This is a genomic window from Salinarimonas chemoclinalis, from assembly GCF_041514305.1.
GTDB classification, from domain to species: domain Bacteria; phylum Pseudomonadota; class Alphaproteobacteria; order Rhizobiales; family Beijerinckiaceae; genus Salinarimonas; species Salinarimonas chemoclinalis.
Genome location: NZ_JBGMWH010000005.1, coordinates 45,270 through 69,805, shown reverse-complemented (window position 1 = coordinate 69,805; position 24,536 = coordinate 45,270). Strand labels below are relative to the sequence as shown.

General features: G+C 72.4%; 20 protein-coding genes and 1 pseudogene. 8 read left to right on the top strand and 13 right to left on the bottom strand.

What is annotated here, in order from left to right; translation table 11 throughout:
* Positions 1 to 9: 9 nt before the first annotated feature.
* The 4 genes from cueR to AB9M23_RS10855 form a co-directional block, all read right to left on the bottom strand.
* On the bottom strand, positions 10 to 399 hold the full coding sequence (gene cueR / locus AB9M23_RS10870; protein WP_372424562.1) for a Cu(I)-responsive transcriptional regulator: 390 nt from the start codon (positions 397 to 399) through the stop codon (positions 10 to 12).
* Positions 396 to 2,870: a heavy metal translocating P-type ATPase gene (locus AB9M23_RS10865; RefSeq protein WP_372424561.1), complete on the bottom strand. Its 2,475-nt coding sequence runs from the start codon at positions 2,868 to 2,870 to the stop codon at positions 396 to 398. Before AB9M23_RS10865 ends, cueR begins: the two co-directional genes overlap by 4 nt.
* A gap of 78 nt (positions 2,871 to 2,948) precedes the next feature.
* Positions 2,949 to 4,808 carry a potassium/proton antiporter gene (locus tag AB9M23_RS10860; protein WP_372424560.1) on the bottom strand — a complete coding sequence of 620 codons (1,860 nt, stop codon included), beginning with the start codon at positions 4,806 to 4,808 and terminating at the stop codon, positions 2,949 to 2,951.
* 48 nt (positions 4,809 to 4,856) lie between these two features.
* Positions 4,857 to 5,957, bottom strand: a complete 1,101-nt coding sequence (locus AB9M23_RS10855; RefSeq protein ID WP_372424559.1) for a methyl-accepting chemotaxis protein — start codon at positions 5,955 to 5,957, stop codon at positions 4,857 to 4,859.
* Between the two features lie 192 nt (positions 5,958 to 6,149).
* On the opposite strand from AB9M23_RS10855, the gene AB9M23_RS10850 reads away from it, so the two are divergent.
* A complete protein-coding gene (locus AB9M23_RS10850; protein ID WP_372424558.1) occupies positions 6,150 to 7,118 on the top strand; it encodes an L-threonylcarbamoyladenylate synthase in 969 nt (322 codons plus the stop codon).
* Between the two features lie 10 nt (positions 7,119 to 7,128).
* Here the strand turns inward: AB9M23_RS10850 and wrbA are convergent, their stop codons facing one another.
* Positions 7,129 to 7,728, bottom strand: coding sequence for an NAD(P)H:quinone oxidoreductase (gene wrbA, locus AB9M23_RS10845; RefSeq protein ID WP_372424557.1), 600 nt, complete (start codon positions 7,726 to 7,728; stop codon positions 7,129 to 7,131).
* A gap of 141 nt (positions 7,729 to 7,869) precedes the next feature.
* Between wrbA and AB9M23_RS10840 the strand changes: the two genes are divergently transcribed.
* Both AB9M23_RS10840 and AB9M23_RS10835 read left to right on the top strand, forming a co-directional pair.
* Entirely contained in the window at positions 7,870 to 8,769 is a 900-nt protein-coding gene (locus AB9M23_RS10840) for a LysR family transcriptional regulator (RefSeq protein WP_372424556.1), read from the top strand.
* A 1-nt stretch (position 8,770) separates the two neighbouring features.
* Positions 8,771 to 9,547, top strand: coding sequence for a DUF1499 domain-containing protein (locus AB9M23_RS10835; RefSeq protein WP_372424555.1), 777 nt, complete (start codon positions 8,771 to 8,773; stop codon positions 9,545 to 9,547).
* Positions 9,548 to 9,580: 33 nt separating this feature from the next.
* Here the strand turns inward: AB9M23_RS10835 and flbD are convergent, their stop codons facing one another.
* From flbD to fliF, 4 genes are read right to left on the bottom strand one after another with little or no spacing between them, the layout of a single operon-like run.
* Entirely contained in the window at positions 9,581 to 10,945 is a 1,365-nt protein-coding gene (gene flbD, locus AB9M23_RS10830; RefSeq protein WP_372424554.1) for a sigma-54-dependent transcriptional regulator FlbD, read from the bottom strand.
* Positions 10,946 to 10,956: 11 nt separating this feature from the next.
* Positions 10,957 to 11,310 (bottom strand): flagellar motor switch protein FliN, encoded by a 354-nt coding sequence (fliN, locus tag AB9M23_RS10825; protein ID WP_372424553.1) that lies wholly within the window; start codon positions 11,308 to 11,310, stop codon positions 10,957 to 10,959.
* The gene (locus AB9M23_RS10820) at positions 11,307 to 11,945 is read right to left on the bottom strand and encodes a FliH/SctL family protein (protein ID WP_372424552.1); all 639 of its coding nucleotides are present in this window, start codon (positions 11,943 to 11,945) and stop codon (positions 11,307 to 11,309) included. Before AB9M23_RS10820 ends, fliN begins: the two co-directional genes overlap by 4 nt.
* Before the next feature lies 1 nt (position 11,946).
* Positions 11,947 to 13,575 carry a flagellar basal-body MS-ring/collar protein FliF gene (gene fliF, locus AB9M23_RS10815; RefSeq protein ID WP_372424551.1) on the bottom strand — a complete coding sequence of 543 codons (1,629 nt, stop codon included), beginning with the start codon at positions 13,573 to 13,575 and terminating at the stop codon, positions 11,947 to 11,949.
* A 200-nt stretch (positions 13,576 to 13,775) separates the two neighbouring features.
* Between fliF and AB9M23_RS10810 the strand changes: the two genes are divergently transcribed.
* The 3 genes from AB9M23_RS10810 to AB9M23_RS10800 all read left to right on the top strand — a co-directional run bounded on the left by AB9M23_RS10810 (position 13,776) and on the right by AB9M23_RS10800 (position 16,572).
* On the top strand, positions 13,776 to 14,660 hold the full coding sequence (locus AB9M23_RS10810; protein ID WP_372424550.1) for a DMT family transporter: 885 nt from the start codon (positions 13,776 to 13,778) through the stop codon (positions 14,658 to 14,660).
* A gap of 1 nt (position 14,661) precedes the next feature.
* A complete protein-coding gene (locus AB9M23_RS10805) occupies positions 14,662 to 15,753 on the top strand; it encodes an ATP-dependent DNA helicase (protein ID WP_372424549.1) in 1,092 nt (363 codons plus the stop codon).
* A gap of 96 nt (positions 15,754 to 15,849) precedes the next feature.
* Positions 15,850 to 16,572, top strand: coding sequence for a fused DSP-PTPase phosphatase/NAD kinase-like protein (locus tag AB9M23_RS10800; protein WP_372424548.1), 723 nt, complete (start codon positions 15,850 to 15,852; stop codon positions 16,570 to 16,572).
* Between the two features lie 51 nt (positions 16,573 to 16,623).
* Here the strand turns inward: AB9M23_RS10800 and AB9M23_RS10795 are convergent, their stop codons facing one another.
* Positions 16,624 to 17,532 (bottom strand): peptidylprolyl isomerase, encoded by a 909-nt coding sequence (locus AB9M23_RS10795; RefSeq protein ID WP_372424547.1) that lies wholly within the window; start codon positions 17,530 to 17,532, stop codon positions 16,624 to 16,626.
* Positions 17,533 to 17,764: 232 nt separating this feature from the next.
* Here AB9M23_RS10795 and secA point away from each other — a divergent pair, with 232 nt between their 5' ends.
* Both secA and AB9M23_RS10785 read left to right on the top strand, forming a co-directional pair.
* Positions 17,765 to 20,575 carry a preprotein translocase subunit SecA gene (secA, locus tag AB9M23_RS10790; protein ID WP_372424546.1) on the top strand — a complete coding sequence of 937 codons (2,811 nt, stop codon included), beginning with the start codon at positions 17,765 to 17,767 and terminating at the stop codon, positions 20,573 to 20,575.
* Between the two features lie 7 nt (positions 20,576 to 20,582).
* Positions 20,583 to 21,563, top strand: a complete 981-nt coding sequence (locus AB9M23_RS10785) for a 2-hydroxyacid dehydrogenase (protein WP_372424545.1) — start codon at positions 20,583 to 20,585, stop codon at positions 21,561 to 21,563.
* Between the two features lie 124 nt (positions 21,564 to 21,687).
* Here the strand turns inward: AB9M23_RS10785 and AB9M23_RS10780 are convergent, their stop codons facing one another.
* The 3 genes and pseudogenes from AB9M23_RS10780 to AB9M23_RS10770 all read right to left on the bottom strand — a co-directional run bounded on the left by AB9M23_RS10780 (position 21,688) and on the right by AB9M23_RS10770 (position 24,500).
* Positions 21,688 to 22,086: a F0F1 ATP synthase subunit epsilon gene (locus AB9M23_RS10780; protein ID WP_372424544.1), complete on the bottom strand. Its 399-nt coding sequence runs from the start codon at positions 22,084 to 22,086 to the stop codon at positions 21,688 to 21,690.
* Positions 22,087 to 22,168: 82 nt separating this feature from the next.
* A pseudogene (gene atpD, locus AB9M23_RS10775) lies at positions 22,169 to 23,587 on the bottom strand (F0F1 ATP synthase subunit beta); the annotation flags it as partial.
* Between the two features lie 37 nt (positions 23,588 to 23,624).
* On the bottom strand, positions 23,625 to 24,500 hold the full coding sequence (locus AB9M23_RS10770) for a F0F1 ATP synthase subunit gamma (RefSeq protein ID WP_372424543.1): 876 nt from the start codon (positions 24,498 to 24,500) through the stop codon (positions 23,625 to 23,627).
* Between the last annotated feature and the right edge of the window lie 36 nt (positions 24,501 to 24,536).

Here is a 24,536-nt window from a genome sequence, read left to right as displayed (position 1 = left end):
GCGCGTCGATCACGGGCTCGCGAGGTCGGCGAGGATCGGGCAGTCCGGCCGGTCGTCGCCGGCGCAGCACTGCGAGAGGTGCTCGAGCTGGTCGACCATGGCCTGGAGGTCGGCGATGCGCGCCTTGAGGTCCGAGACGTGCCGGTCGGCGATCTCCTTCACGTCCCGGCTCGGCCGCCCCCGGTCGCGCCACAGCGCCAGCAGGCGGGCGATCTCCTCGATCGAGAAGCCGAGCGCGCGGGCGCGGCGGATGAAGACGAGCTCGTGCAGCTCGCGCTCGTCGAAGTCGCGGTAGGAGTTGCCCGCCCGCCCCGCGGGGGCGAGCAGGCCGATCTCCTCGTAGTAGCGGATCATCTTCGCCGAGACGCCGGAGCGCCGGGCGGCTTCGCCGATCCTCATGCTGCGCCTCCCGACCCCGTGCCGGCGGAGCGCGCCTTGGGCTTCCAGCGCCGCAGCAACAGGGCGTTCGAGACCACCGACACGCTGGAGAAGGCCATCGCCGCCCCCGCGACGATCGGGCTGAGCAGTCCCGCCGCCGCGAGGGGAATGCCCGCCGTGTTGTAGGCGAAGGCCCAGAACAGGTTCTGGCGGATCTTCGCCTGCGTCGCCCGTGCGATCTCGATCGCGTCGGCGACCGCCTCGGGATCGGCACGCATCAGGGTGACGCCCGCCGCCTCCATGGCGACGTCGGTGCCCGAGCCCATGGCGATGCCGAGATCGGCGGCGGCGAGCGCCGGCGCGTCGTTGATGCCGTCGCCGACCATGGCGACCTGGCCGAAGCGCGCCTTCAGCTCGGCGACGATGCGCGCCTTGTCCTCCGGCAGCACCTCGGACACGACTTCGTCGATGCCGATGGCGCCGGCCACCGCCCGGGCGGCGCCGGCATTGTCCCCCGTCAGCATCACGGAGACGATGCCCATGGCCTTCAGCCGCGCGACGGCGTCCGCGGCGGTGCCGCGGGGCAGGTCGGCGAAGGCGAGGAGGGCGACGAGCCGGGGCGCCTCGTCCGGCGTCGCCCCGAGCCGCGCGAGGTAGGAGACCGAGCGGCCCTCCTCCTGCGCGCCGCGCGCCGCGTCCGCGGCCGTCTCGATCGCGACGCCGAGATCGGCCATGTGCCGGGCGCTGCCGACGGCGACGCGCGCATCACCGACGCGGCCTTCGAGGCCTCGGCCGGCGACGGCGCGCACGTCCGTGGCCGCTGCGGGCACGACGCCCTCGGCGGCGGCCGCGTCGACGACGGCGCGGGCGAGCGGGTGCTCGCTGCCCGCCTGGAGGCCCGCCGCGGTGGCGAGCGCGGCCTCGCGCGCGCCCTCGAAGGCCGTGAACGTCGCGAGCCGTGGCCGGCCCTCGGTGAGCGTGCCGGTCTTGTCGAAGGCGACCGCACGGATCGCCTTCGCCCGTTCCAGGCTCTCGGCGTCCTTGATCAGAACGCCGCCGCGGGCGGCCGCGCCCGTCCCGGCCATGATCGCGGTGGGGGTCGCGAGCCCGAGCGCGCAGGGGCAGGCGATCACGAGCACGGCGACGGCGGTGACGATCGCGGTCTCGAGATCGCCCGTGATCGCCCACCACGCGACGAAGGTCCCGACGGCGATGGCGACGACGATCGGCACGAAGATCGCCGCGACGCGATCGACCAGCTTCTGGATCGGCGCCTTGGAGGACTGCGCGGTCTCGACGAGGCGCACGATGCGCGCGAGCGTCGTGTCGCCGCCCACGGCCACCGCCTCGGCGACGAGGACGCCGGAGCCGTTGACCGAGCCGCCGATGATGCGCTGGCCGGGCTCGCGGGTCACGGGCAGGCTCTCGCCGGTGACCATGCTCTCGTCCATCTCGGAGGCGCCCTCGCGGATCGTCGCGTCGACGGGCACGCGCTCGCCGGGGCGCACGACGATCGCGTCGCCGAGCGCCACCTCGGAGACCGGCACCTCGACCTCCGACCCGTCCGGGCGGCGCAGCCGGGCGACGTCGGGGCGCAGGGCCATCAGCGCCCGCACGGCGTCCGCCGTGCGTCGCTTGGCCCGCGCCTCGAGGTGCTTGCCCAGCAGCACGAGGGTGATGATGACGGCGGAGGCCTCGAAGTAGAGCTCCGGCGCGTGGTGGCCCGAGGCCGTCAGCAGCAGGTAGAGGGACAGGAAGTAGGCCGCGCTCGTGCCGATGGCGACGAGCAGCTCCATGTTGCCCGTGCCCGCCCGCAGCGCCTTGAAGCCGACGCGGTAGAACCGCAGTCCAAGCCAGAACTGCACGGGCGTCGCGAGCAGGAGCTGCATCCAGCCCGGCGGCATCGCGTGCACGCCGAAGGGCATGGCGAGCATCGGCAGCGCCAGCGGCGCGGTGAGCGCGAGGCCGATCGCGACCTGGACCCGCTCGTGCCGCTCCTCGCCGGCGATGCGCGCCTCGCGGGTCGGCTCGCCCTCGTCCACGACGGGCTCGGCCCCGTAGCCCGCCTCGCCGATCGCGCGTCGCGCCGCGTCCTCCAGCTCGCGGCCGAAGCCGACGATCGTCGCGCGCTCGCTCGCGAGGTTGACGCGCGCCTCGATCACGCCCGGCACCGCGGCGAGCGCCGTCTCGACGCGGGAGACGCAGGAGGCGCAGGTCATGCCCTCGACGGCGAGGGTGATCGTCACCCGCCGCGGCTCGTAGCCGGCCTCCTCGATCGCCGCCGCGACGGCGGCGGGACCGGCGCGGGCGGGGTCGTAGCCGAGGCTCACGCGCTCGGCGCCGAGATTGACGGCGACCTCGGCGACGCCGGGCACGGCGCCGACCGCGCGCTCCACGTGGCGGACACACGACGCGCAGGTCATCCCGCCGACCTCGAGATCGAGCCGGGCGAGGGGGGCGGCGTCCGTCGGCGTCTTCTGGGCGATGGTCATCGGGATCTCCGGGACGGGGGGAACGCGCCCGCTTCCTCTGGTGTCCCGGGATCGTTAGACCCTCCCATCATGGGAAGGTCAATGCGTGTTTCCGCGTGCTCCCGCGGCGGTGCCGGCTCGTCCCGCGGGCGCCTCGGGCCGGCCCCCGGCGGCCCGCGCGGCGCGGCGCGCGACGAGGAAGCCGCGTACCCTGCCGCCGACGCGCCCGACGAGCCCGCCCGGACCCTCTCGGCCCTCCTCCTCGAACTCGACCACGGCCTTGGCGACCTGGTCGTCGCGGATGGCGGTGGCGAGGAGGAAGGCGGGCTCGATGGCGATGCGGTCGCCGATGTCGACGCGGTCCTCGAAGCGCTCGGCGAAGCCTTCGGCGACGCTGAGCCCCTTGAGGTCGGCCGGCACGTGCAGGCCGTAGAGGGTGCACACGTCCTCGATCGCCGCATCCCCCCCGAAGGAGAAGGTCCCCACCGCGAAGGCGGAGGCGCCGTCGAGCGTCGCGAAGAGCCGGTCGAGGCGCCCCACGCGGGCGGGCGGGGCGAGGACGTAGACGTAGTCGCCCACCGCGAGCTCCCCCGCCGATTCGGGGGTGAGCACCTCGCCGCCGCGCACGATCATCACGGTGCGCATCCAGGAGGGGAACACGGCGCCGGCGAGGACGGGGCTCGAGGGCGCGACGGGATACCCGACGAGCTCGAGCTCGAGCTGGCCCGGCAGGTCGATCTCGAGCCGCTTGATCTCGGGTCCCGCGTCGCGGACCTTCAGCCCGAGCCGCCCCGCCGCCCAGGCCACCGTCCAGCCCTGGACGAGGAGCGAGACGAGCACGACGAAGAAGGCGACGTTGAAGTACGTCTCCGCGTTGGGCAGGCTCGCGAGCGTCGGGATCGCGGCGAGGAAGATCGAGACCGCGCCGCGCAGGCCCACCCAGGAGACGAAGGTCTTCTCGCGCCGGGAGAAGCCGAAGGGCGTGAGGCACAGCCACACCGCCACGGGCCGGCCCACGACGATCAGGAAGACCGCGAGCAGCGTCGCCGGCAGCGCGTACTCGACGAGGGTCGAGGGGGTGACGAGGAGCCCCAGCACGAGGAACATCACGATCTGCGAGAGCCAGGTCGTGGCGTCGTGGAAGGACAGGATGGACGGGAAGGCGCGCACCGGCCGATTGCCGAGCATCAGCCCGGCGAGGTAGGCGGCGAGGAAGCCCGAGCCTTCGAGAACGCTCGCGAGGGCGAAGATCAGCACCGCCGCGGCGACGACGAGGAGCGGGTGGAGGCCCTGCGGCAGGCTCACCCGGTTGAGGGTCGCGGCCAGCGCGAGGCCTCCGGCGACGCCGATCGCCGCGCCCACCAGCGCCTGCCGGCCGAGGATGAGCGACACCTCGACCCACCCCGTCGCCTGCGGCGCCAGCACGAGCTCGACGAGGACGAGTGTCAGGAAGACGGCGACGGGGTCGTTGGTCGCGCTCTCGATCTCGATCGTGTTGGCGACGCGCCGGCGCAGCTGCACCCCCTTCGAGCGCATCAGGAAGAACACCGCGGCGGCGTCCGTCGAGGCGATGATCGCGCCGACGAGCAGGCCCTCGACGAGCCGCAGGTCGAGAATCAGTACCGCCGCCGCGCCTGTGATCGCGGCGGTGACGACGACGCCGATGGTCGACAGGAGCAGCGCGGGCGCCAGCACGCCGCGGAAGCTCGCGAAGCGCGTGCGCAACCCGCCGTCGAACAGGATCACCGCGAGCGCCAGCGAGCCGACGATGTAGGCGAGGCGGAAGTCGTTGAAGACGACGCCGCCGAGCCCGTCCTGGCCGGCGAGCATGCCGAGGCAGAGGAACAGGAAGAGCAGCGGCGCGCCGAAGCGCGAGGCGAAGAGGCTCGTCGCGATCCCCGCCACGACGAAGACCGCCCCGAACAGGAGCGCGACGTTCGAGACCTCGAGGCTCTCCATGCCGCTTTCGCCGCCTCCGTCCCGGACATCGGGACCCGAGCGGCATCCTTAGCCGAGAGGCGGCGCTTCGCGAAGTGCGTTGGCGAGATGCCTCGCGGGTCGGTCGCGCCGCACGATCGCGCCGTACCAGCCGAGCCCCGCGTAGGTCTCGTAGCCGGGGGTGGCGTGGAAGGCGACGAAGCCGCCGTCCGCCTGGTGCTCGAAGCCGGCGCGGCGGCCCTGGATCGGCAGCGAGAGCCGCTCGGAGAGGACGCCGCGTCCGTCGGAGGCGGCGAGGACGCGCTGCTCGGCGTCGAGCAGCAGCACGCGCGTCGCCTCACGCTCCTCGGGGGCGATCCGCACGCCCTCGACGATGGCGCGCGCCTGCGGCTCCCAGTCGAAATGAACGGCGAGCACCCCGAGCGGGCGTCCGTGCGCCTCCCCGCCCGTGCGCACGCCGGCGCAATAGGTCGCGACCTGCGCGTCCGCGAGACGGGCCTGGCGGGAGACGTCGGCTGCGACGTAGTCGTCTCCCGACGCGAGGCTCGCGGCGCGGCGGAACCAGGGCTCGTGGGCCACCGAGGACCCGCAGACGCGGTAGCGATCCGGCCGGCCGTTGGCGACGATGGTGCCCTGCATGTCGCAGAGCCACAGGTCGAGGTAGACCGTGTAGGCGTCGAGGATCACGCCCAGCCGCTTCGAGGCGTGGCGGCAGGCCTCCTCCGACGGGTCGGCGGCGGCGTCGACGACGGCGGAATCGGTGGCCCACCAGCGCACGTCGCAGGTGCGCTCGTACAGGTTCCGGTCGATCAGCTCGATGGCGTTGAGGGCCAGATCGACGTAGCGTTGCCCCTGCGCCTTCTCCGCCAGCGCCTCGACCTCGGACTGGAGGTGGTGGATGCGCTGGGCGAGGTGATCCTCCAGCTCGCGGGAGACGGAGGCGACGATGTCGCCGACCGAGCGCACCTCCTGCGCCACCACCGAGAAGCCGCGCCCCTGCTCGCCGGCGCGCTGCGCCTCGATCATGGCGTTGAGGGCCAGGATCTTCATCTGTCCGGTGATCTGCTGGATGCGGCGCGTCTTCTCGACGGCGACGGTCCGCAGCTCGGCCGTCCGCGAGGCGATGGAACTGAGGGAGGCGTCGGAGCCGGTCGGCTGTGCTGGTGGCATGGTGCGTCCCTGTCGGCGTGTCGTCGGCAATGCTGCATGATTTTCGAAGGCAGCTGAACCAATCATTAATAACAATGAATTCGCGAGGCCTGAAGCTGCGTTTCTTTTGTGCACGGGCGACGGCGCGCATCCGTGCTATGCGGCCCGCCCGATCAGGAAGCCGGTGCATGCCGGCGCATGCGAGCGATCGTCATGACAACCCGCCGCCTCCGCGCAGAGAACCCCGCCGCGATCGCGGACGCCGCCGCGCTGCTGCGCGCGGGCGCGCTGGTGGCGTTTCCCACCGAGACGGTCTACGGGCTGGGCGCGGACGCGACCGACCCTTCCGCCGTCGTGCGGATCTACGAGGCGAAGGAACGGCCTCGCTTCAACCCGTTGATCGCCCATCTGCCGGACGTCGCGGCGGCTCGGGTGCAGGGCCTGCTCGACGACCCCGCGCGCCGCCTCGCCGAGGCCTTCTGGCCGGGCCCGCTGACCCTCGTCGTGCCGCGTGCGCCGGAGGGCACCGTCTGCGACGTCGCCCGGGCGGGCCTCGACACCGTGGCCCTGCGCGTGCCCGCGCATCCGGTCGCCCACGCGCTGCTCATGGCGGCGGAGCGTCCGATCGTCGCACCGTCCGCCAACAGGTCCGGCCGCGTCAGCCCGACGGCCGCGGACCACGTGCTCGACGATCTGGACGGGCGAATCGCCGCCGTCCTCGACGGGGGCGAGACACGGGTCGGCGTCGAATCGACCATCGTCGCCTGCATCGACGGGACGCCGCGGCTGCTGCGGCCCGGCGGCGTGCCACGCGCGGCGCTCGAGGTGGTGCTTGGGACCCCGCTCGCGGGCTCGCGGGAAGACGAAGGCGTGCGGGCGCCGGGCATGCTCGCCTCGCACTACGCCCCGCGGGCGCGGGTGCGCCTCGACGCGGCGGAGATTCGCGACGGCGAGGCGGCGCTGCTGTTCGGCGGGGCCGAGCCGGAGGGGCTCGCCCGCGCGGTCGCGACGCTGAACCTGAGCCCGCGCGGCGACCTCGCCGAAGCCGCCGCGCGGCTGTTCGGCGCGCTGCGCCGGCTCGACGCCAGCGGCGCGGCGACGATCGCCGTCGCGCCGATCCCGGGCCACGAGCTGGGCGAGGCGATCCGCGACCGCCTCGCCCGCGCCGCCGCGGAGCGGTGAGCGGGATGCGTCAGCCCGCGAGCTTGCCCGCGATCCCGGCGACGTGACGGCCCTGGAAGCGGGCGCCCTCGAGCTCGATCGCGGAGGGCTGGCGCGAGCCGTCGCCGGCGGCGATGGTCGAGGCGCCGTAGGGCGAGCCGCCCTTCACCTCCTCCACGCCCATCTGCCCGGCGAAGGCGTAGGGCAGACCGACGATCACCATGCCGTGGTGCAGGAGCACGGTGTGGAACGACAGGATCGTCGACTCCTGCCCGCCGTGCTGCGTCGCCGAGGAGGTGAACACCGAGCCCACCTTGCCGACGAGCTTGCCCTGGGCCCAGAGCGCGCCGGTCTGGTCGAGGAAGTTCTTCATCTGGGCGGCCATGTTGCCGTAGCGCGTCGGCGTGCCGAAGATGATCGCGTCGTAGTCGGCGAGCTCGTTCGGGTCGGCGATCGGCGCCGCCTGGTCGAGCTTGTAGTGCGCACCCTTCGCGATCTCGTCGGGGACGAGCTCGGGCACGCGCTTGACCACGACCTCGGCGCCGGCCTCGCGCGCGCCCTCGGCGGCGGCGTTCGCCATCTGCTCGATGTGGCCCCAGGTGGAGTAGTAGAGGACGAGGACCTTCGCCATGACCGGGATCTCCTGCGTTGTCGGGGCGCCTCGGCGCGGGGTCGCGCGCGGGCAGGCGCCGTCGACGCGAAAAGTAGACTTTCCTCGACGCAACGCTAGCTGTATCCTCGACAGCGAAACTTTGCGCGGACGCAAGAGATCATGACCACCAGCCAGCTCGCCTGGGACGACTTCCGCCTCGTGAAGACCATCGCGGAGGCGCGCGGGCTCACCGGCGCCGCGGCGGCGCTCGGCGTGAACCACTCCACCGCCTTCCGCCGGCTCGGCCAGCTCGAGACCGCGCTCGGCGTCAAGCTGTTCGACCGCCACCGCACCGGTTACGTGCTGACCACGGCGGGCGAGGAGATGTGCGCCATCGCCGAGCGGATGGACGAGGACATCAACGGCTTCGCCCGCAAGATCGCCGGACAGTCGATCGCGCCCGCCGGCGAGCTGCGGGTCACGACGAGCGATTCGCTGCTCGTCCACCTGCTGATGCCGATCTTCGCGGAGTTCCGGCTCCGCTATCCCGAGATCCGGCTCGACCTCGTGCTGGCCAACCAGGCGCTCAACCTGTCCAAGCGCGACGCGGACGTCGCCGTGCGCGCCACCGACGCCCCGCCGGAGACGCTCGTCGGCCGGCGGCTCGCGACGATCAACTGGGCCTTCTACGGGCGGCGCGCGGACTTCCCCGATCCGCAGCCGCCGGACATCGCCTCGCTCTACGCGCGCGACTGGGTCTCGCTCGGCGACAACCTCTCTGGGCTCAAGGTCGCGAAGTTCGTGCGCGACCACGTCGCCCCCGAGCGCGTCGCCGCCAGGATCTCCACCGTGCTGGGGCTCGCGGAAGCCATCGAGACGGGGATGGGCATCGGCGCCATTCCCTGCCTGATCGGCGATGGCCATCCCGCCCTGCGGCGGCTCTCCGACCCGCGGCCGGACTTCTCGGCGGGGCTGTGGCTCCTCACCCATCCGGACCTGCGCCGCTCGGCGCGCGTGCGCGTCTTCCTCGACTTCGTCGCCGCCGAGATCGGCGCGCGCCGGGCGCTGATCGAGGGCTGAGATGCGTCGCCTCATCGTCGAGGACCCGATGTCGCGGCCGGCGACCTGGTCGCTGCGGTTCGGCTGGCTCGGGCTGGCCGTCCTCCTGATCGCGGGCCTCGTCGTGCGCGCGCGGCGCGTCGAGCTGGAGCCCGGCCTCGCGGCGCTCGCCGCCGCCTGCGTCGTGGCGTGCCTCGCCGCGCTGCTCGCGCTCCTCGCCTTCGTGCGCATCTGGCGCGAAGGGCATCGCGGCTTCGGGCGCGCGGTGGGAGGACTCCTGCTCGCGGTCCTGACGCTCGTCTATCCCGCGCTGCTGGGCGTGCGCGGCGTCGCCGGCCCGCCGATGCTCGACGTGACGACGCGCGCCGCCCCGCCGCTGACGTTCTCGGCGTCGCGTGCCGCGAGCGAGGCGCGCGACGGCTGGCGCCCGGCACCGACGCCCGCCGGCCTGCGCGAGCGCCAGCGGGCGGCCGCCCCGGCGCTCGCCGGGCTCGACGTCGCCCTGCCGGAGGACGCCGCCTACGCGCTCGCCCGGGAGGCGGCGGACGCGCTCGGCTACGCGGTCCTGGAGGCCGTGGCGCCCGGCGGACGCGGCCCGGTGGCGCGTCTCGAGGCGCGCACGGAAACCCTCGTGCTGCGCTTTCCCGTGGAGCTGACGCTGCGCGTCTCCCCGACGGCGACGGGAGCCCGCGTCGACGCCCGCGCCGTCACCCGCGCCCCCCTCGCCGACCTCGGCGGCGCGCGCTGGCGCATCGAGCGGCTCCTGGCGGAGATCGACGCGCGCGCGAGCCTGCTGTGAGCGCACGCACGGTCACGATGGGGAGCGCGCGGTTCAGCCGACGCCGACGGGGGTGCGGGCCTGGCCCGGCTCGGGGACGGCGAGGCCGGCGGCGGTGTACTCGTTGAGCTTGTTGCGCAGCGTGCGGATCGAGATGCCGAGGATCTTGGCCGCATGGGTGCGGTTGCCCAGGCAATGGTCGAGCGTGTCGAGGATGAGGTCCTGCTCGACCTCGGCCACGGTGCGCCCGACGAGCGCGCGGGTCACCGCCTCCGCCGTGCGCGCCGCGCGGGCGGCCGCGTCCGGCTCGGCCCCGAGGGCGTCGCCTTCGGGCGTCATCAGCGCGTCGGGCCCGATCTCCGCGCCGGACGCCAGCAGGACGGCGCGATGGACCGCGTTCTCCAGTTCGCGCACGTTGCCGCGCCAGGGGTTCTTGAGCACGACGCGCTTGGCGTCGTGGGAGAGCCCGCGCTCGGGCAGGCCGTTCGCCTGGGCGTACTTGCGGGCGAAGTGCTGGGCGAGCTCGATGATGTCGCCCGGCCGCTCGCGCAGCGCCGGCAGGCGCAGGTGGACGACGTTGAGGCGGTAGAACAGATCCTCGCGGAAGGTCCCGCCGCGCACGGCGTCGGCCATGTTGCGGTTCGAGGTGGCGAGCACGCGGATGTCCACCGGCACGGGCTTGGCCCCGCCGACGCGGTCGATCACCCGCTCCTGGAGCGCCCGGAGCAGCTTCGCCTGCAGCCGCACGTCCATCTCGGAGATCTCGTCGAGCAGCAGCGTGCCGCCGTTCGCCTCCTCGAACTTGCCGATGCGCCGCGCCACCGCGCCGGTGAAGGCGCCCTTCTCGTGGCCGAACAGCTCGCTCTCGAGCAGCGCGTCGGGGATTGCGGCGCAGTTGACGCACACGAAGGGCTTCGAGCGGCGCGCGGAGCGCTGGTGCAGGTGGCGCGCGAGCACCTCCTTGCCGGTGCCGCTCTCGCCGGTGATCAGCACGGAGGCGTCCGACCGGGCGACCTGCTCGGCCATCTTGACGACCTTCTCCATGGCGGGATCGCGCCACACGAAGGCCGCCTGGTCGGCGGCGACGGCCTCCAGGATCGCCGCGATCATGTCGGCGTCGGGCGGGAGCGGGATGTACTCCTTCGCCCCGGCGCGGATCGCGTCGACCGCGCCGCGGGTGTCCGCCCCCGCGCCGCAGGCGACGACGGGGGTGCGGATGCGCTCGGCCTCGAGCGCGCCGACGAGGTCGGCCACCGAGAGCGCGACGTCGACCATGATCAGGTCGGCGCCCTTGGCGCGCAGCACCGCGAGCCCCTGGTCGAGGTCGTCGGCCTGGACCACGGCGGCGCCGCGGCTCATGGCGATGCGCGAGGCGGTGGTCAGCTCGCCGTCCAGGCGTCCGATGATGAGAAGGCGCATGATCCGGCTCCTTAATGGTCGCTCTTGATGATCTCGGTCATCGTGATGCCGAGGCGATCCTCGACGAGGACCACCTCGCCGCGGGCGACGAGGCGGTTGTTGACGAAGATGTCGACCGCCTCGCCGACCTTGCGGTCGAGCTCGAGCACGGCGCCCGGCGCGATCTTCAGGAGATCGCCCACGGGCATGCGCGCGCGCCCGAGGACGGCGGAGACGGCGACGGGAACGTCGAAGATCTGCTCGAGATCGGCGGCCGTGCGCTGGATCACGGGCCCGTCGCGGGTCGATTCCGCCGGCAGCGCCGCCTGCGGATCGAAGCCGATGTCCTCGTCGTCGAGCTGGGGCAGTGTGAACTCGTCGCTCATCGCGTCGCCGCTCCGGGTGTGCTCTCGTCGGGTGCGTCGGTCCGGGGGGCGTCGCCACCCTCGCCGACGAGCTTGCGGGCGATCTCGGCGGCGAGCGCGGCGCCGTCGCGCACCACTCCGCCGTCGGCCCATTCGAAGCGCGCGTCGCCGCGCGCGATGTCGGTCTCGCCGATGACGACGAGGCGGCCCTCGAAGCCGCGCTCGCGGGCGAGGCCCTTCATCATGCGCTCGACGTCGTCGACGAGGCTCTCTTCGACGCGCACGACGAGGTGCGGCACGCCGCGCAGGTGCGCGAAGGCCTCGCGCGCCGCCTCCATGATCGTATCGAGCGGGAAGCGATCCAGCGCCGCGCCGGCGAGCGTGCGCGCGAGCGTGTCGGCGAAGGCGATCGACTCCGTCTCCAGCGCGCGCCCGCGGGCGTCGGCGTCGGCGAGGAGGGCGCGGGAGGCCTCGGCGACGCGCGCGAGCGCCTCCCGCAGGCTCCCGTCCGCCTCGGCGTGCGCCGCCGCGCGGCCCTCCGCGAGACCGCGGGCGTGCCCGCGCGCCTCCGCCTGCGCGAGCGCCGCCTCCGCCTTCGGCGAGGGCGTGCCCTTCGGGCGGGAGAAGTCGCGGTCGAAGACGAACCCGGCGCTCATCTCAGCCTCTCTCGTGGATCCACTGGCGCATCACGGACACGGTCTCCGAAGGGCTCTGCTTGACGAGGTCGGCCACGCGCTCGAGCGATTCCTGCTGCACCTGCCCGTTCACCTTGGCCATCTCGATCATCTGGGAGGTCGCGTCCGAGCGCGCCGGGAGCGCCGCCGTCCCGCCGCCGCTGCCGTCGCCGCCGGCGATCGCCGCCGCCTCGCCGCCGCCGGCGCCCGCCGCCACCAGAACCGGAGAGGCGGAGAACGCCCGCATCATCGGTCGCAGGACGGTGAAGATCACGACGAGGGTGAGGAGGAAGAGCACCGCGAGCTCGATCGCGCGCAGCACGTCCTCGCGGGTGGGGTCGAGCAGGCTCTCGAGGAGGGTCGGCGCCTCGGGCAGGAACTCCGGCTGCGGTCCCTCGGCGAAGCGCAGGTTGACCACCTCGATCTGGTCGCCGCGGTCCGCGTCGAAGCCGATCGCCGTGCGCACCAGCGCCTCGATGCGCTGGAGTTCCTCGGCGGTGCGCGGCTCGTAGGTCACGCTGCCGTCCGGCCCGGTCGCGTAGGCGCCGTCGACGAGGACGGCGACGGAGAGTCGGGCGAGCCGCGGGCCCTCCAGCATCTCGACGCGGGTCGAGCGCGAGATCTCGTAGTTGATCGTCTCCTCGGTCGTTTCCTGCTGGTCGCGGGGGCCGGCGCCGGCCGCGTCCCCGCCCGCGCCGGGCAGCTCGTTGCCCACGGTGACGCCGGCATCGCCCTGGGTGGAGACCGCGTTGTCGGTGCGCGTCTGCATCGAGCGCGCGACCTGGCCGTTCGGGTCGAAGGTCTCCGAGCGGGCCTCGACGCGGTTCGTGTCGAACTCGGCGGCGATCTGGACGCGCGTTCGCCCGCGCCCGACGATGCCCGCCACGATGTCCTCGACCTGGGCGCGCAGCCGGTTCTCGAAGCCGATGCGGGTCTCGTCCGCTGCGGCGGCCGCCATCGAATCGCCGGCGGTGGCGCCGTCGGCGAGGAGCCGTCCGCCCTCGTCGACGATCGAGATCCGGTCGGGCCGCAGGCCCTCGACCGCGGTCGCCACGAGGTGGCGCACGGCGCGCACCTGCGCCTGGTCGAGCTCGCCACGCACGCGCAGCACGATGGAGGCGCGCGGGTCCTCGCGGTCGCGCTCGAACAGCCGCCGCTCGGGAATCGCGAGATGCACCCGCGCCGCCTCGACCCGCGCCAGCGAGGAGATCGTGCGCGACAGCTCGCCCTCCAGCGCCCTCAGCTGGTTGATGTTCTGCACGAAGCTCGTGGAGGAGAACGAATCGCCACGGTCGAAGATCTCGTAGCCGACGCCGGCACCCGCCGGCAGCCCGTCGGAGGCGAGCTCCATGCGTAGACGCGCGAGATCGTCGCGCGCGGCGAGGATGACGCCGTCGCCACGCGTCTGGTAGCGGACACCGCGGCTCTCGAGCGCCCGCACCACGGCGCCGGCGTCGGACATGGACAGGTCGGCGTAGAGCACGCCCATGTCCGGCTGCGACATGCGCATGATGACGAACGCGAAGAAGCCCACGAGCGCCAGCGTGACGGCGCCCATCACCGCGAGGCGCGCCGGGCCGAGCCGGGTCAGGATCTCCATCGTCTGGTTCACGCGCGACACGCCCCTCGAAATCGTCCGTCCACCGGGCCGCGTGCGCCGCGACCGGTAGGCAGGAATTTCCCAGCGGACGGTGAACGACTGGTTAACGGCGCGCCGATCGGCCGGATCGCGCGGACCCGGTCGCTTTTCGGGTATCGCGCCGACGCGATCCGCGCTATGACGCTGTTCTCCATACGTTCGGCTGCAGGCGCATGGCTTCGCGCAACGTCACGATCGTGGTGCTCTGGATGGCCGGGGCGCTCGTCTCCTTCTCGGCCATCGCGGTAGCGGTGCGCGAGCTCTCGGGCGCGCTGTCGGCGTTCGAGATGCTCGCCTTCCGCAACGCGGCCGGGCTCGGGGCGATTCTCGTTTCGGCCGTGCTCTTCGCGCGGGTGCGCGCGAGCCTCTCGGCCCGGCGGCTCGGGCGCCATGCCCAGCGCAACGTCGTGCATTTCGCCGGGCAGTACGCCTGGACGGTGGGCGTCACGCTGCTGCCGCTCGCCGTCGTCTTCGCGGTGGAGTTCACGGCCCCCGCCCTCACCGCGCTCCTCGCCGTCCTGCTGCTCGGCGAGCGGCTGACGCGCACGCGCGCGCTGGCGATCGGGCTGGGCTTCCTCGGCGTTCTCGTGATCGTCCGCCCCGGCGCCGGCGAGATCGGCTGGCCGGCGCTCTACTTGCTCTTCGCCGCCTTCGCCTTCGCGCTCACCGCGATCGCGACGAAGAGCCTCACCCGCACCGAGACGACGGCCTCCATCATGCTGTGGATGAACGCGATGCAATTGCCGCTCAACCTCGCCGGCGCGGGGGAGGGGTATCTCTCGCGGCTCGCGGAGGCGCCGGCGCTGCCGCTCGCGGCGCTGGCGATCTGCGGCTTCACGGCCCATTGGTGCCTCACCAACGCCTATCGCAACGGAGACGCCATCATGGTCGTGCCGCTCGATTTCCTGCGCATCCCCCTGATCGCGGTCGTGGGGCTCCTGCTCTACGCCGAGCCGCTCGACCCCTTCGTGTTCCTCGGCGCGGGAATCATCGTCGTGGGCATCCTCGTCAACCTGCGCGCCGAGACGGCGCGTGCGCCGCGGCCGCGGGGGGCGTGAGATGGCCTGGTCGGGACAGCAGGAGGCGGCGCTCGCCGCGGTGGGCGCCTGGCTGAAGACGGGCGAGCCGCAGGTGTTCCGCCTGTTCGGCTTCGCCGGCACGGGCAAGACCACGCTCGCGCGCCACCTCGCCGAGGGGATCGACGGCGACGTCGCCTTCGGCGCCTTCACCGGCAAGGCGGCGTCCGTGATGCGTGCCAAGGGCTGCACGGACGCCTCCACCATCCACGCCATGATCTACCGCTCGCGCGGGGACGAGGAGGAGGGGCCCTCCTTCACGCTCAACCGCTCGGGCCCCGCCGCCAAGGCCGACCTCATCGTCGTCGACGAGTGCTCGATGGTGGACGAGGAGCTCGGCCGCGACCTCCTCGGCTTCGGCAAGCCGGTGCTGGTGCTCGGCGATCCGGCGCAGCTGCCGCCCGTCAAGGGTGGGGGCTTCTTCACCGACGCCGAGCCGGACGTGATGCTCACCGAGGTCCACCGCCAGGCGGCGGACAACCCGATCGTCCACCTCTCGATGCTGATCCGCGACGGCGGGCGGCTCGACTACGGCACCTGGGGCGAGAGCCGCGTCATCCACCGCCGCGACGTCGACGCCGGCATGGTCCAGGGCGCGAATCAGGTCCTCGTGGGCATGAATAAGACCCGGCGCCTCTACAACGGGCGCATCCGCGAGCTGAAGGGCCTGCGCGACCCGTATCCCGCGGCGGACGAGAAGCTCGTCTGCCTGCGCAACGACAAGAGCAAGGGCCTCCTCAACGGCGGGCTGTGGTCCGTGACGGAGGCGAAGCACTGGCCCAACCGCGGCCTCGTCGCCATGCGCATCGCCGCCGAGGAGAACCCGCGCCAGACCGTGAAGGTCGAGGTCCCCACCGCCTTCTTCGAGGGCGGCGACGAGGAGCTGCCCTACGCCCTGCGCCGCCAGCACGACGAACTCACCTACGGCTACGCGCTCACCGTCCACAAGGCGCAGGGCTCACAATGGGACGACGTGGTGCTGTTCGACGAGAGCTTCGCCTTCCGCGAGCACCGCGCCCGCTGGCTCTACACGGGGCTGACCCGCGCGGCGGAGCGGATCGTGGTGGTGCGGTGACGCACGCCGCGCGCGGGCGCTTGCGGGCGCGCGCGCGCGCTGCTACTCGGCAGGCGGACGAGGCGCCGCGGCCAGAGCGGACGAGGAAACGACAGAGTGCTCAACCGCTTCCGCAGCACGGAGTCCCGCACCGCCCGGCGGCTGGCGCGCATCGCGCGCTGGGACCGCCCGATCGAGGGCGCCTTCGGCCGCGTGCGGGCGTGGGCGCACATGGCCCTCGCCGACCACGGCGTCTTCCGCTTCGCCTACCTCAACCTGCACCGGGTGTCCGGAGACCTCTGGCGCGCCGCGCAGCCGGCGCCGCACCAGCTCGCGCGCCTGCGCGACGAGGGCCTGCGGACGGTGGTCTACCTGCGCGGCGGGCGCGAGCACGGCTCCTGGCAATTGCAGAAGGAGAGCTGCGAGGCGCTCGGGCTCGAGCTCGTCGACTTCGTCGTGCGCTCGCGCGCGGCGCCCGACAAGGAAACGCTCCTGCGCGCCCGCGCCTTCTTCCGGGACCTGCGATACCCGGCGCTCGTGCACTGCAAGTCGGGGGCGGACCGCGCCGGCTTCATGTCGGCGCTCTACCTCGTCGTCCACGAGGGCCGCAGCGCGGACGAGGCGCTGCGCCAGCTCTCGCTGCGCTACGGCCACTTCCGCTTCGCCAAGACCGGCATCCTCGACGCCTTCTTCGAGCGCTGGCGCGACGACGGCGAGGCGCGGGGGCTGACCTTCGAGGAGTGGGTCGAGACCCGCTACGACCCCGAGGCGCTGACCCGGGAGTTCGAGCCGGGCCTCGTTTCCGACATCCTGGTCGACCGGATCATGCGCCGCGAGTGAGCGGCGGCCGGGGCGGGGTGTCGGCGGCGTCTCGCCGCCGGCCGCGTCGCCTCACTGCGGTGCGGGCGCCGCGCCCGGCACCGCCCCGCCTTGCGCCGCCGCGCCGGGGCGGGCGATCTCGACGCCCTCGCGCAGCGACAGGAGCAGGGTCTGCTGCGCCTGGCGGGCGAGGAAGGTGTCGATCTGCTCGCGCATCTGCTCGAAGCTCGGCGTCGGCCGATCGCGGCGCTCCTCGGCCTTGATGACGTGCCAGCCGAACTGGCTCTGCACCGGCGCGGAGACCGCGCCCGGCTCGAGCGCGAAGGCGGCCTCGGCGAAGGGCGCGACCATCTGGCCGCGGGTGAAGAAGCCGAGATCGCCGCCCTGGGCGGCGGAGCCCCGGTCGGTCGAGAGGTCGGTCGCGATCTCCTCGAAGGACTCGCCGGCCGCGATGCGGTCGACGACGGCCTGCGCCTCCTCCTGCGTGTCGACGAGGATGTGGCGGGCGCGCACCTCCTGCTCGGGCTCAACCTCGGCGACCATCTCGTCGTAGACGGCGCGGGCGGCCTCCTCCGTCACCGCGGCGTCGATCGTGTCCTCGAGCAGCGACTCCAGCAGCAGCTTGTCGCGCTGGTAGGCGAGGCGGCGCTCGAACGACTCGCTCGCGCCGATGCCGGCCTCCTCGGCCGCGCGGGCGGCGAGCTCGAGGTTGACGAGGTAGTTGATCAGCGTCTCGCGGCGCTGCGCGTCGTTCATGCCCGGCAGCGGGAGGGCGGGGTCCTGTGCCGCGAGCGCGATGTCGCCCTCGGTGATCTCGGCCCCGTTCACGGTGGCGACGACGGTCGCCGGGTCGACGGGCGCGGCGGCCGCCGCGGTCTCGGCGACGGGGGCGGCGGTGTCCTGCGCGAGCGCGGAGGCGGGGATCGCGGCGCCGACGAGGAGCGCGAGGGCGAGGCGGGGGAGTAGGGCGTTCGACGGCATGCGTTTCCTCCGGGCGCGGCGGACGGGCGAGGGGCGCGCCCTCGGCGCGACGGGTTCCGGCCGCAGGTCTGGCCCATCGGGCGATGCAATGCAAGCCGGGCGGGGGGGCGGCCGCCGCCGTCACCGCCCCGTGATCGCCCCTGTGCCTTTCGGATGCGCTCCGCGATGATTAGGTCTATATAGCGCGCGGCCCTCCGCGGCATCCGACGACCCACTGAGACGACAGGACCCCATGTTCGGCGCACTCGCGAAGAAGCTCTTCGGCTCGGCCAACGACCGCCGGCTGAAGTCGTACGCATCCCGCATCCAGGCCATCAACGACCTGGAGAAGGAGCTGGAGGCCCTGTCCGACGACGCGCTGCGCGCGCGCACCGAGGACCTCAAGGCGCGGGTCGCCAAGGGCGAGAGCCTCGACGACGTGCTGGTGCCCGCCTTCGCCACCGTGCGCGAGGCCTCCAAGCGCGTGCTGGGCCTGCGGCCCTTCGACGTGCAGCTGATCGGCGGCATGGTGCTGCACGAGGGCTCGATCGCCGAGATGAAGACCGGCGAGGGCAAGACGCTGGTCGCCGTGCTCGCGGTCTACCTCAACGCGCTCGCCGGCCGGGGCGTGCACGTCGTCACCGTGAACGACTACCTCGCCAGCCGCGACTCCGAGTGGATGGGGCGGATCTACCGGTTCCTGGGGCTGACCGTCGGCGTCATCGTGCACGGGCTCGACGACGCCCAGCGCAAGGCGGCCTACGCCTGCGACATCACCTACGGCACCAACAACGAGTACGGCTTCGACTACCTGCGCGACAACATGAAGTACGACTTCGGCCAGATGGTGCAGCGTGGCCACGTCTACGCCATCGTCGACGAGGTGGATTCCATCCTCGTCGACGAGGCGCGCACGCCGCTGATCATCTCCGGCCCGCTCGACGACCGCTCCGAGCTCTACCAGGCGGTGGACAAGCTGATCCCGCAGCTGACCCCGGAGCACTACGACCTCGACGAGAAGCAGCGCGCGGTCTCGCTCTCCGAGGCGGGCACCGAGAAGATGGAGGAGGTCCTGCGCGCACACGAGCTCCTCAAGAGCGACGACCTCTACGACGCCCAGAACGCCACGCTCGTCCACCACATGAACCAGGCGCTGCGCGCCCACAAGCTGTTCACCCGCGACAAGGACTACATCGTCCGCAATGGCGAGGTGGTGATCATCGACGAGTTCACCGGCCGCATGATGCCGGGCCGGCGCTATTCGGAAGGGCTGCACCAGGCGCTCGAGGCGAAGGAGAACGTCAAGATCCAGCCCGAGAACCAGACGCTGGCCTCGATCACCTTCCAGAACTATTTCCGCCTCTACGACAAGCTCGCCGGCATGACCGGCACCGCCTCGACGGAAGCGGACGAGTTCGCCGAGATCTACAACCTCGACGTGGTCGAGATCCCCACCAACCGCCCGGTCGCGCGCCTCGACGAGGACGACGAGGTCTACCGCACCGTGCAGGAGAAGTACGACGCCATCATCCGCGACATCGAGGAGGCCTCCGCCAAGGGCCAGCCGACGCTGGTGGGCACGACCTCGATCGAGAAGTCCGAAATGCTCGCCGCCCAGCTGAAGAAGGCGGGCTTCACCCAGATCGACTTCGCCGACCCGAAGGCGCTCTCGCCGCTGTTCGAGGCGGCCCGCGCCGCCACCGCGCCCAAGACCTTCGCGGTGCTCAACGCGCGGTTCCACGAGCAGGAGGCCTTCATCGTCGCCCAGGCCGGCGTGCCGGGCGCGATCACGATCGCCACCAACATGGCCGGACGCGGCACCGACATTCAGCTCGGCGGCAATGCCGACATGCGCATCGGCTTCGAGCTCGCGGACCTGCCCGAGGGCGAGGAGCGGACCGCGCGCGAGGCGGCGATCCGCGAGGAGGTCGCGGCCTTCAAGCAGCGCGCGCTGGCCGCCGGCGGCCTCTACGTCATGGGCACCGAGCGCCACGAGAGCCGGCGCATCGACAACCAGCTGCGCGGCCGCTCCGGCCGCCAGGGCGACCCGGGCCGCTCGAAGTTCTTCCTCTCGCTGCAGGACGACCTGATGCGGATCTTCGGGTCGGACCGCATGGACGGCATGCTGACCAAGCTGGGCCTCCAGGAGGGCGAGGCGATCGTCCACCCCTGGATCAACAAGGCGATCGAGAAGGCGCAGTCCAAGGTCGAGGCGCGCAACTTCGACATCCGCAAGAACATCCTCAAGTACGACAACGTCATGAACGACCAGCGCAAGGTCGTCTTCGAGCAGCGCCGCGAGTTCATGGGCGAGGCCTCCGTGCGCGAGACCATCGACGAGATGCGCGAGAGCGTCGTGGAGGACGTCGTCGCCCGCCACATCCCCGCCGACGCCTATCCCGAGCAGTGGGACACGGACGGCCTCGACAAGGAGGTCCGCCGCCTGCTCAACCTCGACCTGCCGGTGATCGACTGGGCCAAGGAGGAGGGCATCGCCGACGAGGAGATGCGCGAGCGGCTCCTGAAGGAGGCGAACGAGGCCTATGCCGCGCGGATCGAGAAGAACACCACCGAGGTGATGACCTACGTCGAGAAGCAGGTGCTGCTGCAGTCGCTCGATCAGCTCTGGCGCGAGCACATCGTCACGCTCGAGCACCTGCGCCAGGTCATCGGTTGGCGCGGCATGGCCCAGCGCGATCCGCTCAACGAGTACAAGTCCGAGGCCTTCCAGCTGTTCGAGGCGCTGATCGCCCGCCTGCGCGAGGTTGTCACCTCCCAGCTGATGCGCATCGAGGTGGTCTACCAGCGCCCGCCCGAGCCGAAACTGCCCGAGATGGCGGCGCACCACGCCGATCCCGTCACCGGCGAGGACGAGATGGCGACGGGCGGCTCGACCGGGCTCGGCTCGCCGGGAGCTGCGGGCGCGGGCGTCGCGGTCGGCCTCGTGGCGCCGGAGAACCGCGACCCGAACGACCCCGCCACCTGGGGCAAGGTCGGCCGCAACGAGGCCTGCCCCTGCGGATCGGGCAAGAAGTTCAAGCACTGCCACGGCGTGCTGGCGTGAGGGCGCGATGGACGAGCCCCTGATCCTGATGCCCGCCCGGATGATGCCGCTCGTCGTCGAGCGGCTCTCCGAGCGCTTCGGCCTCGCGCGGCTGTGGGAGGAGGCGGATCGCGAGGGCTGGCTCGCAGCGCACGGCGCCCGCGTGCGCGGGATCGCGGCGGGGGCGCACCGCGCGATCGACGACGCGTTGATGGCGCGCCTGCCGGCGCTCGAGATCGTGGCGAGCTTCGGCGTCGGCTACGACCACGTCGACGCGGCGGCCGCCGCGCGCCGGGGCGTGATCGTCACCAACACGCCCGACGTCCTCACCGAGGAGGTGGCGGACCTCACGATCGGCCTCCTCCTCGCGACGCTGCGGCGACTGCCGCAGGCGGAACGATGGCTGCGCGCCGGGCGCTGGACGGCGGACGGCGCGTTCCCGCTCTCGCCGACGCTGCGCGGGCGCACGGTCGGCATCCTCGGCTACGGGCGCATCGGCAAGGCGATCGCGCGCCGGCTCGACGCCTTCGGGGTGGAGGTGGTCTACCACGGCCGCCGGCGCCAGGAGGGCGTGGCGCACCGCCACTTCGACAGCCTCGTCGCGATGGCGCGCGCGGTGGATACGCTGATCTGCGTCGCGCCCGGCGGGGCGGGCACGCGCCACCTCGTCTCGACGCCGGTGTTCGAGGCGCTCGGCCCCGACGGCGTCGTGATCAACGTCGGCCGTGGATCGGTGGTGGACGAGGCGGCGCTCGTCGCCGCGCTCGAGGCGGGCACGATCCTCTCGGCGGGCCTCGACGTCTTCGAGGACGAGCCGAACGTCCCCGACGGGCTCCTCGCGCGCGACGATATCGTGCTGCTCCCCCACGTCGGCTCCGCCTCGGTGCACACCCGCGAGGCGATGGGCCGGCTCGTGGTGGACAACCTCGTCTCCTGGTTCGAGGGCGCGGGGCCGCTGACGCCGGTGGCGGAGACGCCGTGGGGAGGCGAGGGCGCCGCGGCGGGGTGATCAGGGGTGGGTGGCGGCGTTGGTCGACGCCGCGGCCAGCCTTCACGGCGCGCCCCCACAAAGCAGAAAGGCCGCCTCGCGGCGGCCCTTCGTCGTCTCTTGCAGGCGTCGCCCGTCGGGCGGGTCAGAGCCCCAGCCGGGCCTTCACGTCGCGCAGCTGCGCGACCGTGTCGGCCGCCTCCGCCTTGAGGACGGGGTCCTCCATCGTCTCGTGCTCCGCCTCGGCGCGGGAGATCTCCCGGGAGAGGATGTCCCCGGTGACCTCGGAGACGGGCATGGCGCGTTCGGCGAGCACGGTGGCACCCTTGGGGCCGACGTCGACGAAGCCGCCCTGGACGAGGATGCGCTCCTCGCCCTTGCCGGACCCGACGACGAGGAAGCCGGTCTTGAGCGAGGCCATCATCGGGGCGTGGCTCGCGAGCAGCGTCATCTCGCCTTCCGTCGCGGGGATCACCACCGTCTCGACGTCGCCGGAGAAGACGATGCGCTCAGGCGAGACGAGCTCGAAGGGGAAGCTGGCCATGGAACCCTCTTGGAACCCTGGTGGATTGGACACCGGGCGCGCCGCAGGGCGCGCCCGTCGGGGGTCGTCCCGGTGACGGCGGTCAGGCCGCCTGGGCGAGGCGCTCGGCCTTCTCGACCGCCATGTCGATGGAGCCGACCATGTAGAAGGCGGCCTCCGGCAGGTGGTCGTACTTGCCCTCGACGAGGCCCTTGAAGCCCTTGATCGTGTCCTCGAGCGACACGAGCTGGCCCGGCGAGCCGGTGAACACCTCGGCCACGAAGAAGGGCTGCGACAGGAAGCGCTCGATCTTACGGGCGCGCGCCACCGTCATCTTGTCCTCCTCGGACAGTTCGTCCATGCCCAGGATCGCGATGATGTCCTGCAGCGACTTGTAGCGCTGGAGCACCTGCTGGACCTGACGGGCGACCTGGTAGTGCTCCTCGCCGACGATGCGCGGGTCGAGCATCCGCGAGGTCGAGTCGAGCGGGTCCACCGCCGGGTAGATGCCCTTCTCCGAGATCGCGCGGTTGAGCACGGTCGTCGCGTCGAGGTGGGCGAAGGAGGTGGCGGGCGCCGGGTCGGTCAGGTCGTCGGCGGGCACGTAGATCGCCTGCACGGACGTGATCGAGCCCTTGGTCGTCGTGGTGATGCGCTCCTGCAGCTGGCCCATGTCGGTGGACAGGGTCGGCTGGTAGCCCACCGCCGAGGGGATGCGGCCGAGCAGCGCCGACACTTCCGAGCCCGCCTGCGTGAAGCGGAAGATGTTGTCGACGAAGAACAGCACGTCCTGGCCCTGGTCGCGGAAGTGCTCCGCGATGGTGAGCCCGGTGAGGCCGACGCGGGCGCGGGCGCCGGGCGGCTCGTTCATCTGGCCGAACACGAGGGCGCACTTCGAGCCCTCGGTGGAGCCGTTGTTCTCGTGCGGGTCCTTGTTGACGCCCGACTCGATCATCTCGTGATAGAGGTCGTTGCCCTCGCGGGTGCGCTCGCCGACGCCGGCGAACACCGAGTAGCCGCCGTGGGCCTTGGCGACGTTGTTGATCAGCTCCTGGATCAGCACGGTCTTGCCGACGCCGGCGCCGCCGAACAGGCCGATCTTGCCGCCGCGGGCGTAGGGGGCGAGCAGGTCGATGACCTTGATGCCGGTGACGAGGATCTGCGCCTCGGTCGACTGGTCGGCGTAGCTCGGCGCCTCGGCGTGGATCGGGCGGTAGGCCTCGGCCGGGACCGGGCCGGCCTCGTCGATCGGCTCGCCGATGACGTTGACGATGCGGCCGAGGCAGCCGGCGCCGACGGGCACGCGGATCGGTGCGCCGGTGTCGGTGACCGGCTGGCCGCGGGTCAGGCCCTCGGTCGTGTCCATGGCGATGCAGCGCACGGCGCTCTCGCCGAGCTGCTGGGCCACCTCGAGCACGAGACGCATGCCGTTGTTGTCGGTCTCGAGCGCGTTCAGGATCTCGGGCAGGTGCCCTTCGAAGGTCACGTCGACGACGGCGCCGATGACCTGCGAGATGCGTCCGGTGGGTTCAGCCATGGGTCTCGTCCTCGTTGACTGCTCAGAGCGCCTCGGCGCCCGAGATGATTTCGATGAGTTCCTTGGTGATCTGAGCCTGACGCGTCCTGTTGTAGGTCAGCGTCTGCTTCTTGATCATCTCGCCGGCATTGCGCGTGGCCGAGTCCATCGCCGACATGCGCGCGCCCTGCTCGGAGGCGCCGTTCTCGAGCAGCGCCGAGAAGATCTGCACCGAGACATTGCGCGGCAGCAGCTTCTCCAGGATCTCCTGCTCGGAGGGCTCGTACTCGTAGATCGCGCCCGAGCCGGCCTCCTCGACCTGCGGGATCTCGGTCGGGATCAGCCGCTGCGCGGTGGGGATCTGCTGGATCACCGAGCGGAAGCGCGAGTAGAACAGCGTGGCGACGTCGAACTGGCCCTCGGCGTAGAGGTTCAGCACCTTCTTGCCGATCTCCTCGGCATTCGCGAAGCCGAGCACCTTGACGTTGCGCAGCTCGATCAGCTCCATGATCAGCTTGCCGTGTGTGCGGCGCAGGACGTCGTAGCCCTTGCGGCCCACGCAGATGATCTTGACCGTCTTGCCCTCGGCCAGCAGCCGGTTGGCGGTGTCGCGGGCGAGGCGCGAGATCGAGGAGTTGAAGGCGCCGCAAAGGCCGCGCTCGGCGGTGCAGACGACGAGCAGATGCGTGTCCGTCTTGCCGGTGCCGGACAAAAGCTTGGGCGTCTCCGGCCCGATCTGCACGCCGGCGGCGACGTTGCCGAGCACCTTCGCCATGCGCTCGGCATAGGGGCGCGCCGCCTCCGCCTGCATCTGGGCGCGGCGCAGCTTCGCCGCCGCGACCATCTGCATGGCCTTGGTGATCTTCTGCGTCGCCTTCACGGAGGCGATGCGGTTGCGCAGATCCTTCAGAGACGGCATCGAGCGCCCAGACCTCTTCTCGTGTTCGCGACGGGT

Bases quoted from the DNA above. Each gene is read 5' to 3' on its own strand.
- flbD (WP_372424554.1), bottom strand. From the start codon at position 10,945: ATGCGCCTTCTCATCATCGGACGCCTGGACGGCGAGCTGACCACCGCC.
- AB9M23_RS10805 (WP_372424549.1), top strand. From the start codon at position 14,662: ATGGCCTGGTCGGGACAGCAGGAGGCGGCGCTCGCCGCGGTGGGCGCC.
- AB9M23_RS10820 (WP_372424552.1), bottom strand. From the start codon at position 11,945: ATGAGCGCCGGGTTCGTCTTCGACCGCGACTTCTCCCGCCCGAAGGGC.
- AB9M23_RS10835 (WP_372424555.1), top strand. From the start codon at position 8,771: ATGCGTCGCCTCATCGTCGAGGACCCGATGTCGCGGCCGGCGACCTGG.
- AB9M23_RS10855 (WP_372424559.1), bottom strand. From the start codon at position 5,957: ATGCCACCAGCACAGCCGACCGGCTCCGACGCCTCCCTCAGTTCCATC.
- AB9M23_RS10840 (WP_372424556.1), top strand. From the start codon at position 7,870: ATGACCACCAGCCAGCTCGCCTGGGACGACTTCCGCCTCGTGAAGACC.
- secA (WP_372424546.1), top strand. From the start codon at position 17,765: ATGTTCGGCGCACTCGCGAAGAAGCTCTTCGGCTCGGCCAACGACCGC.
- AB9M23_RS10860 (WP_372424560.1), bottom strand. From the start codon at position 4,808: ATGGAGAGCCTCGAGGTCTCGAACGTCGCGCTCCTGTTCGGGGCGGTC.
- cueR (WP_372424562.1), bottom strand. From the start codon at position 399: ATGAGGATCGGCGAAGCCGCCCGGCGCTCCGGCGTCTCGGCGAAGATG.
- AB9M23_RS10810 (WP_372424550.1), top strand. From the start codon at position 13,776: ATGGCTTCGCGCAACGTCACGATCGTGGTGCTCTGGATGGCCGGGGCG.
- fliN (WP_372424553.1), bottom strand. From the start codon at position 11,310: ATGAGCGACGAGTTCACACTGCCCCAGCTCGACGACGAGGACATCGGC.
- AB9M23_RS10785 (WP_372424545.1), top strand. From the start codon at position 20,583: ATGGACGAGCCCCTGATCCTGATGCCCGCCCGGATGATGCCGCTCGTC.
- AB9M23_RS10770 (WP_372424543.1), bottom strand. From the start codon at position 24,500: ATGCCGTCTCTGAAGGATCTGCGCAACCGCATCGCCTCCGTGAAGGCG.
- wrbA (WP_372424557.1), bottom strand. From the start codon at position 7,728: ATGGCGAAGGTCCTCGTCCTCTACTACTCCACCTGGGGCCACATCGAG.
- AB9M23_RS10865 (WP_372424561.1), bottom strand. From the start codon at position 2,870: ATGACCATCGCCCAGAAGACGCCGACGGACGCCGCCCCCCTCGCCCGG.
- AB9M23_RS10780 (WP_372424544.1), bottom strand. From the start codon at position 22,086: ATGGCCAGCTTCCCCTTCGAGCTCGTCTCGCCTGAGCGCATCGTCTTC.
- AB9M23_RS10850 (WP_372424558.1), top strand. From the start codon at position 6,150: ATGACAACCCGCCGCCTCCGCGCAGAGAACCCCGCCGCGATCGCGGAC.
- AB9M23_RS10795 (WP_372424547.1), bottom strand. From the start codon at position 17,532: ATGCCGTCGAACGCCCTACTCCCCCGCCTCGCCCTCGCGCTCCTCGTC.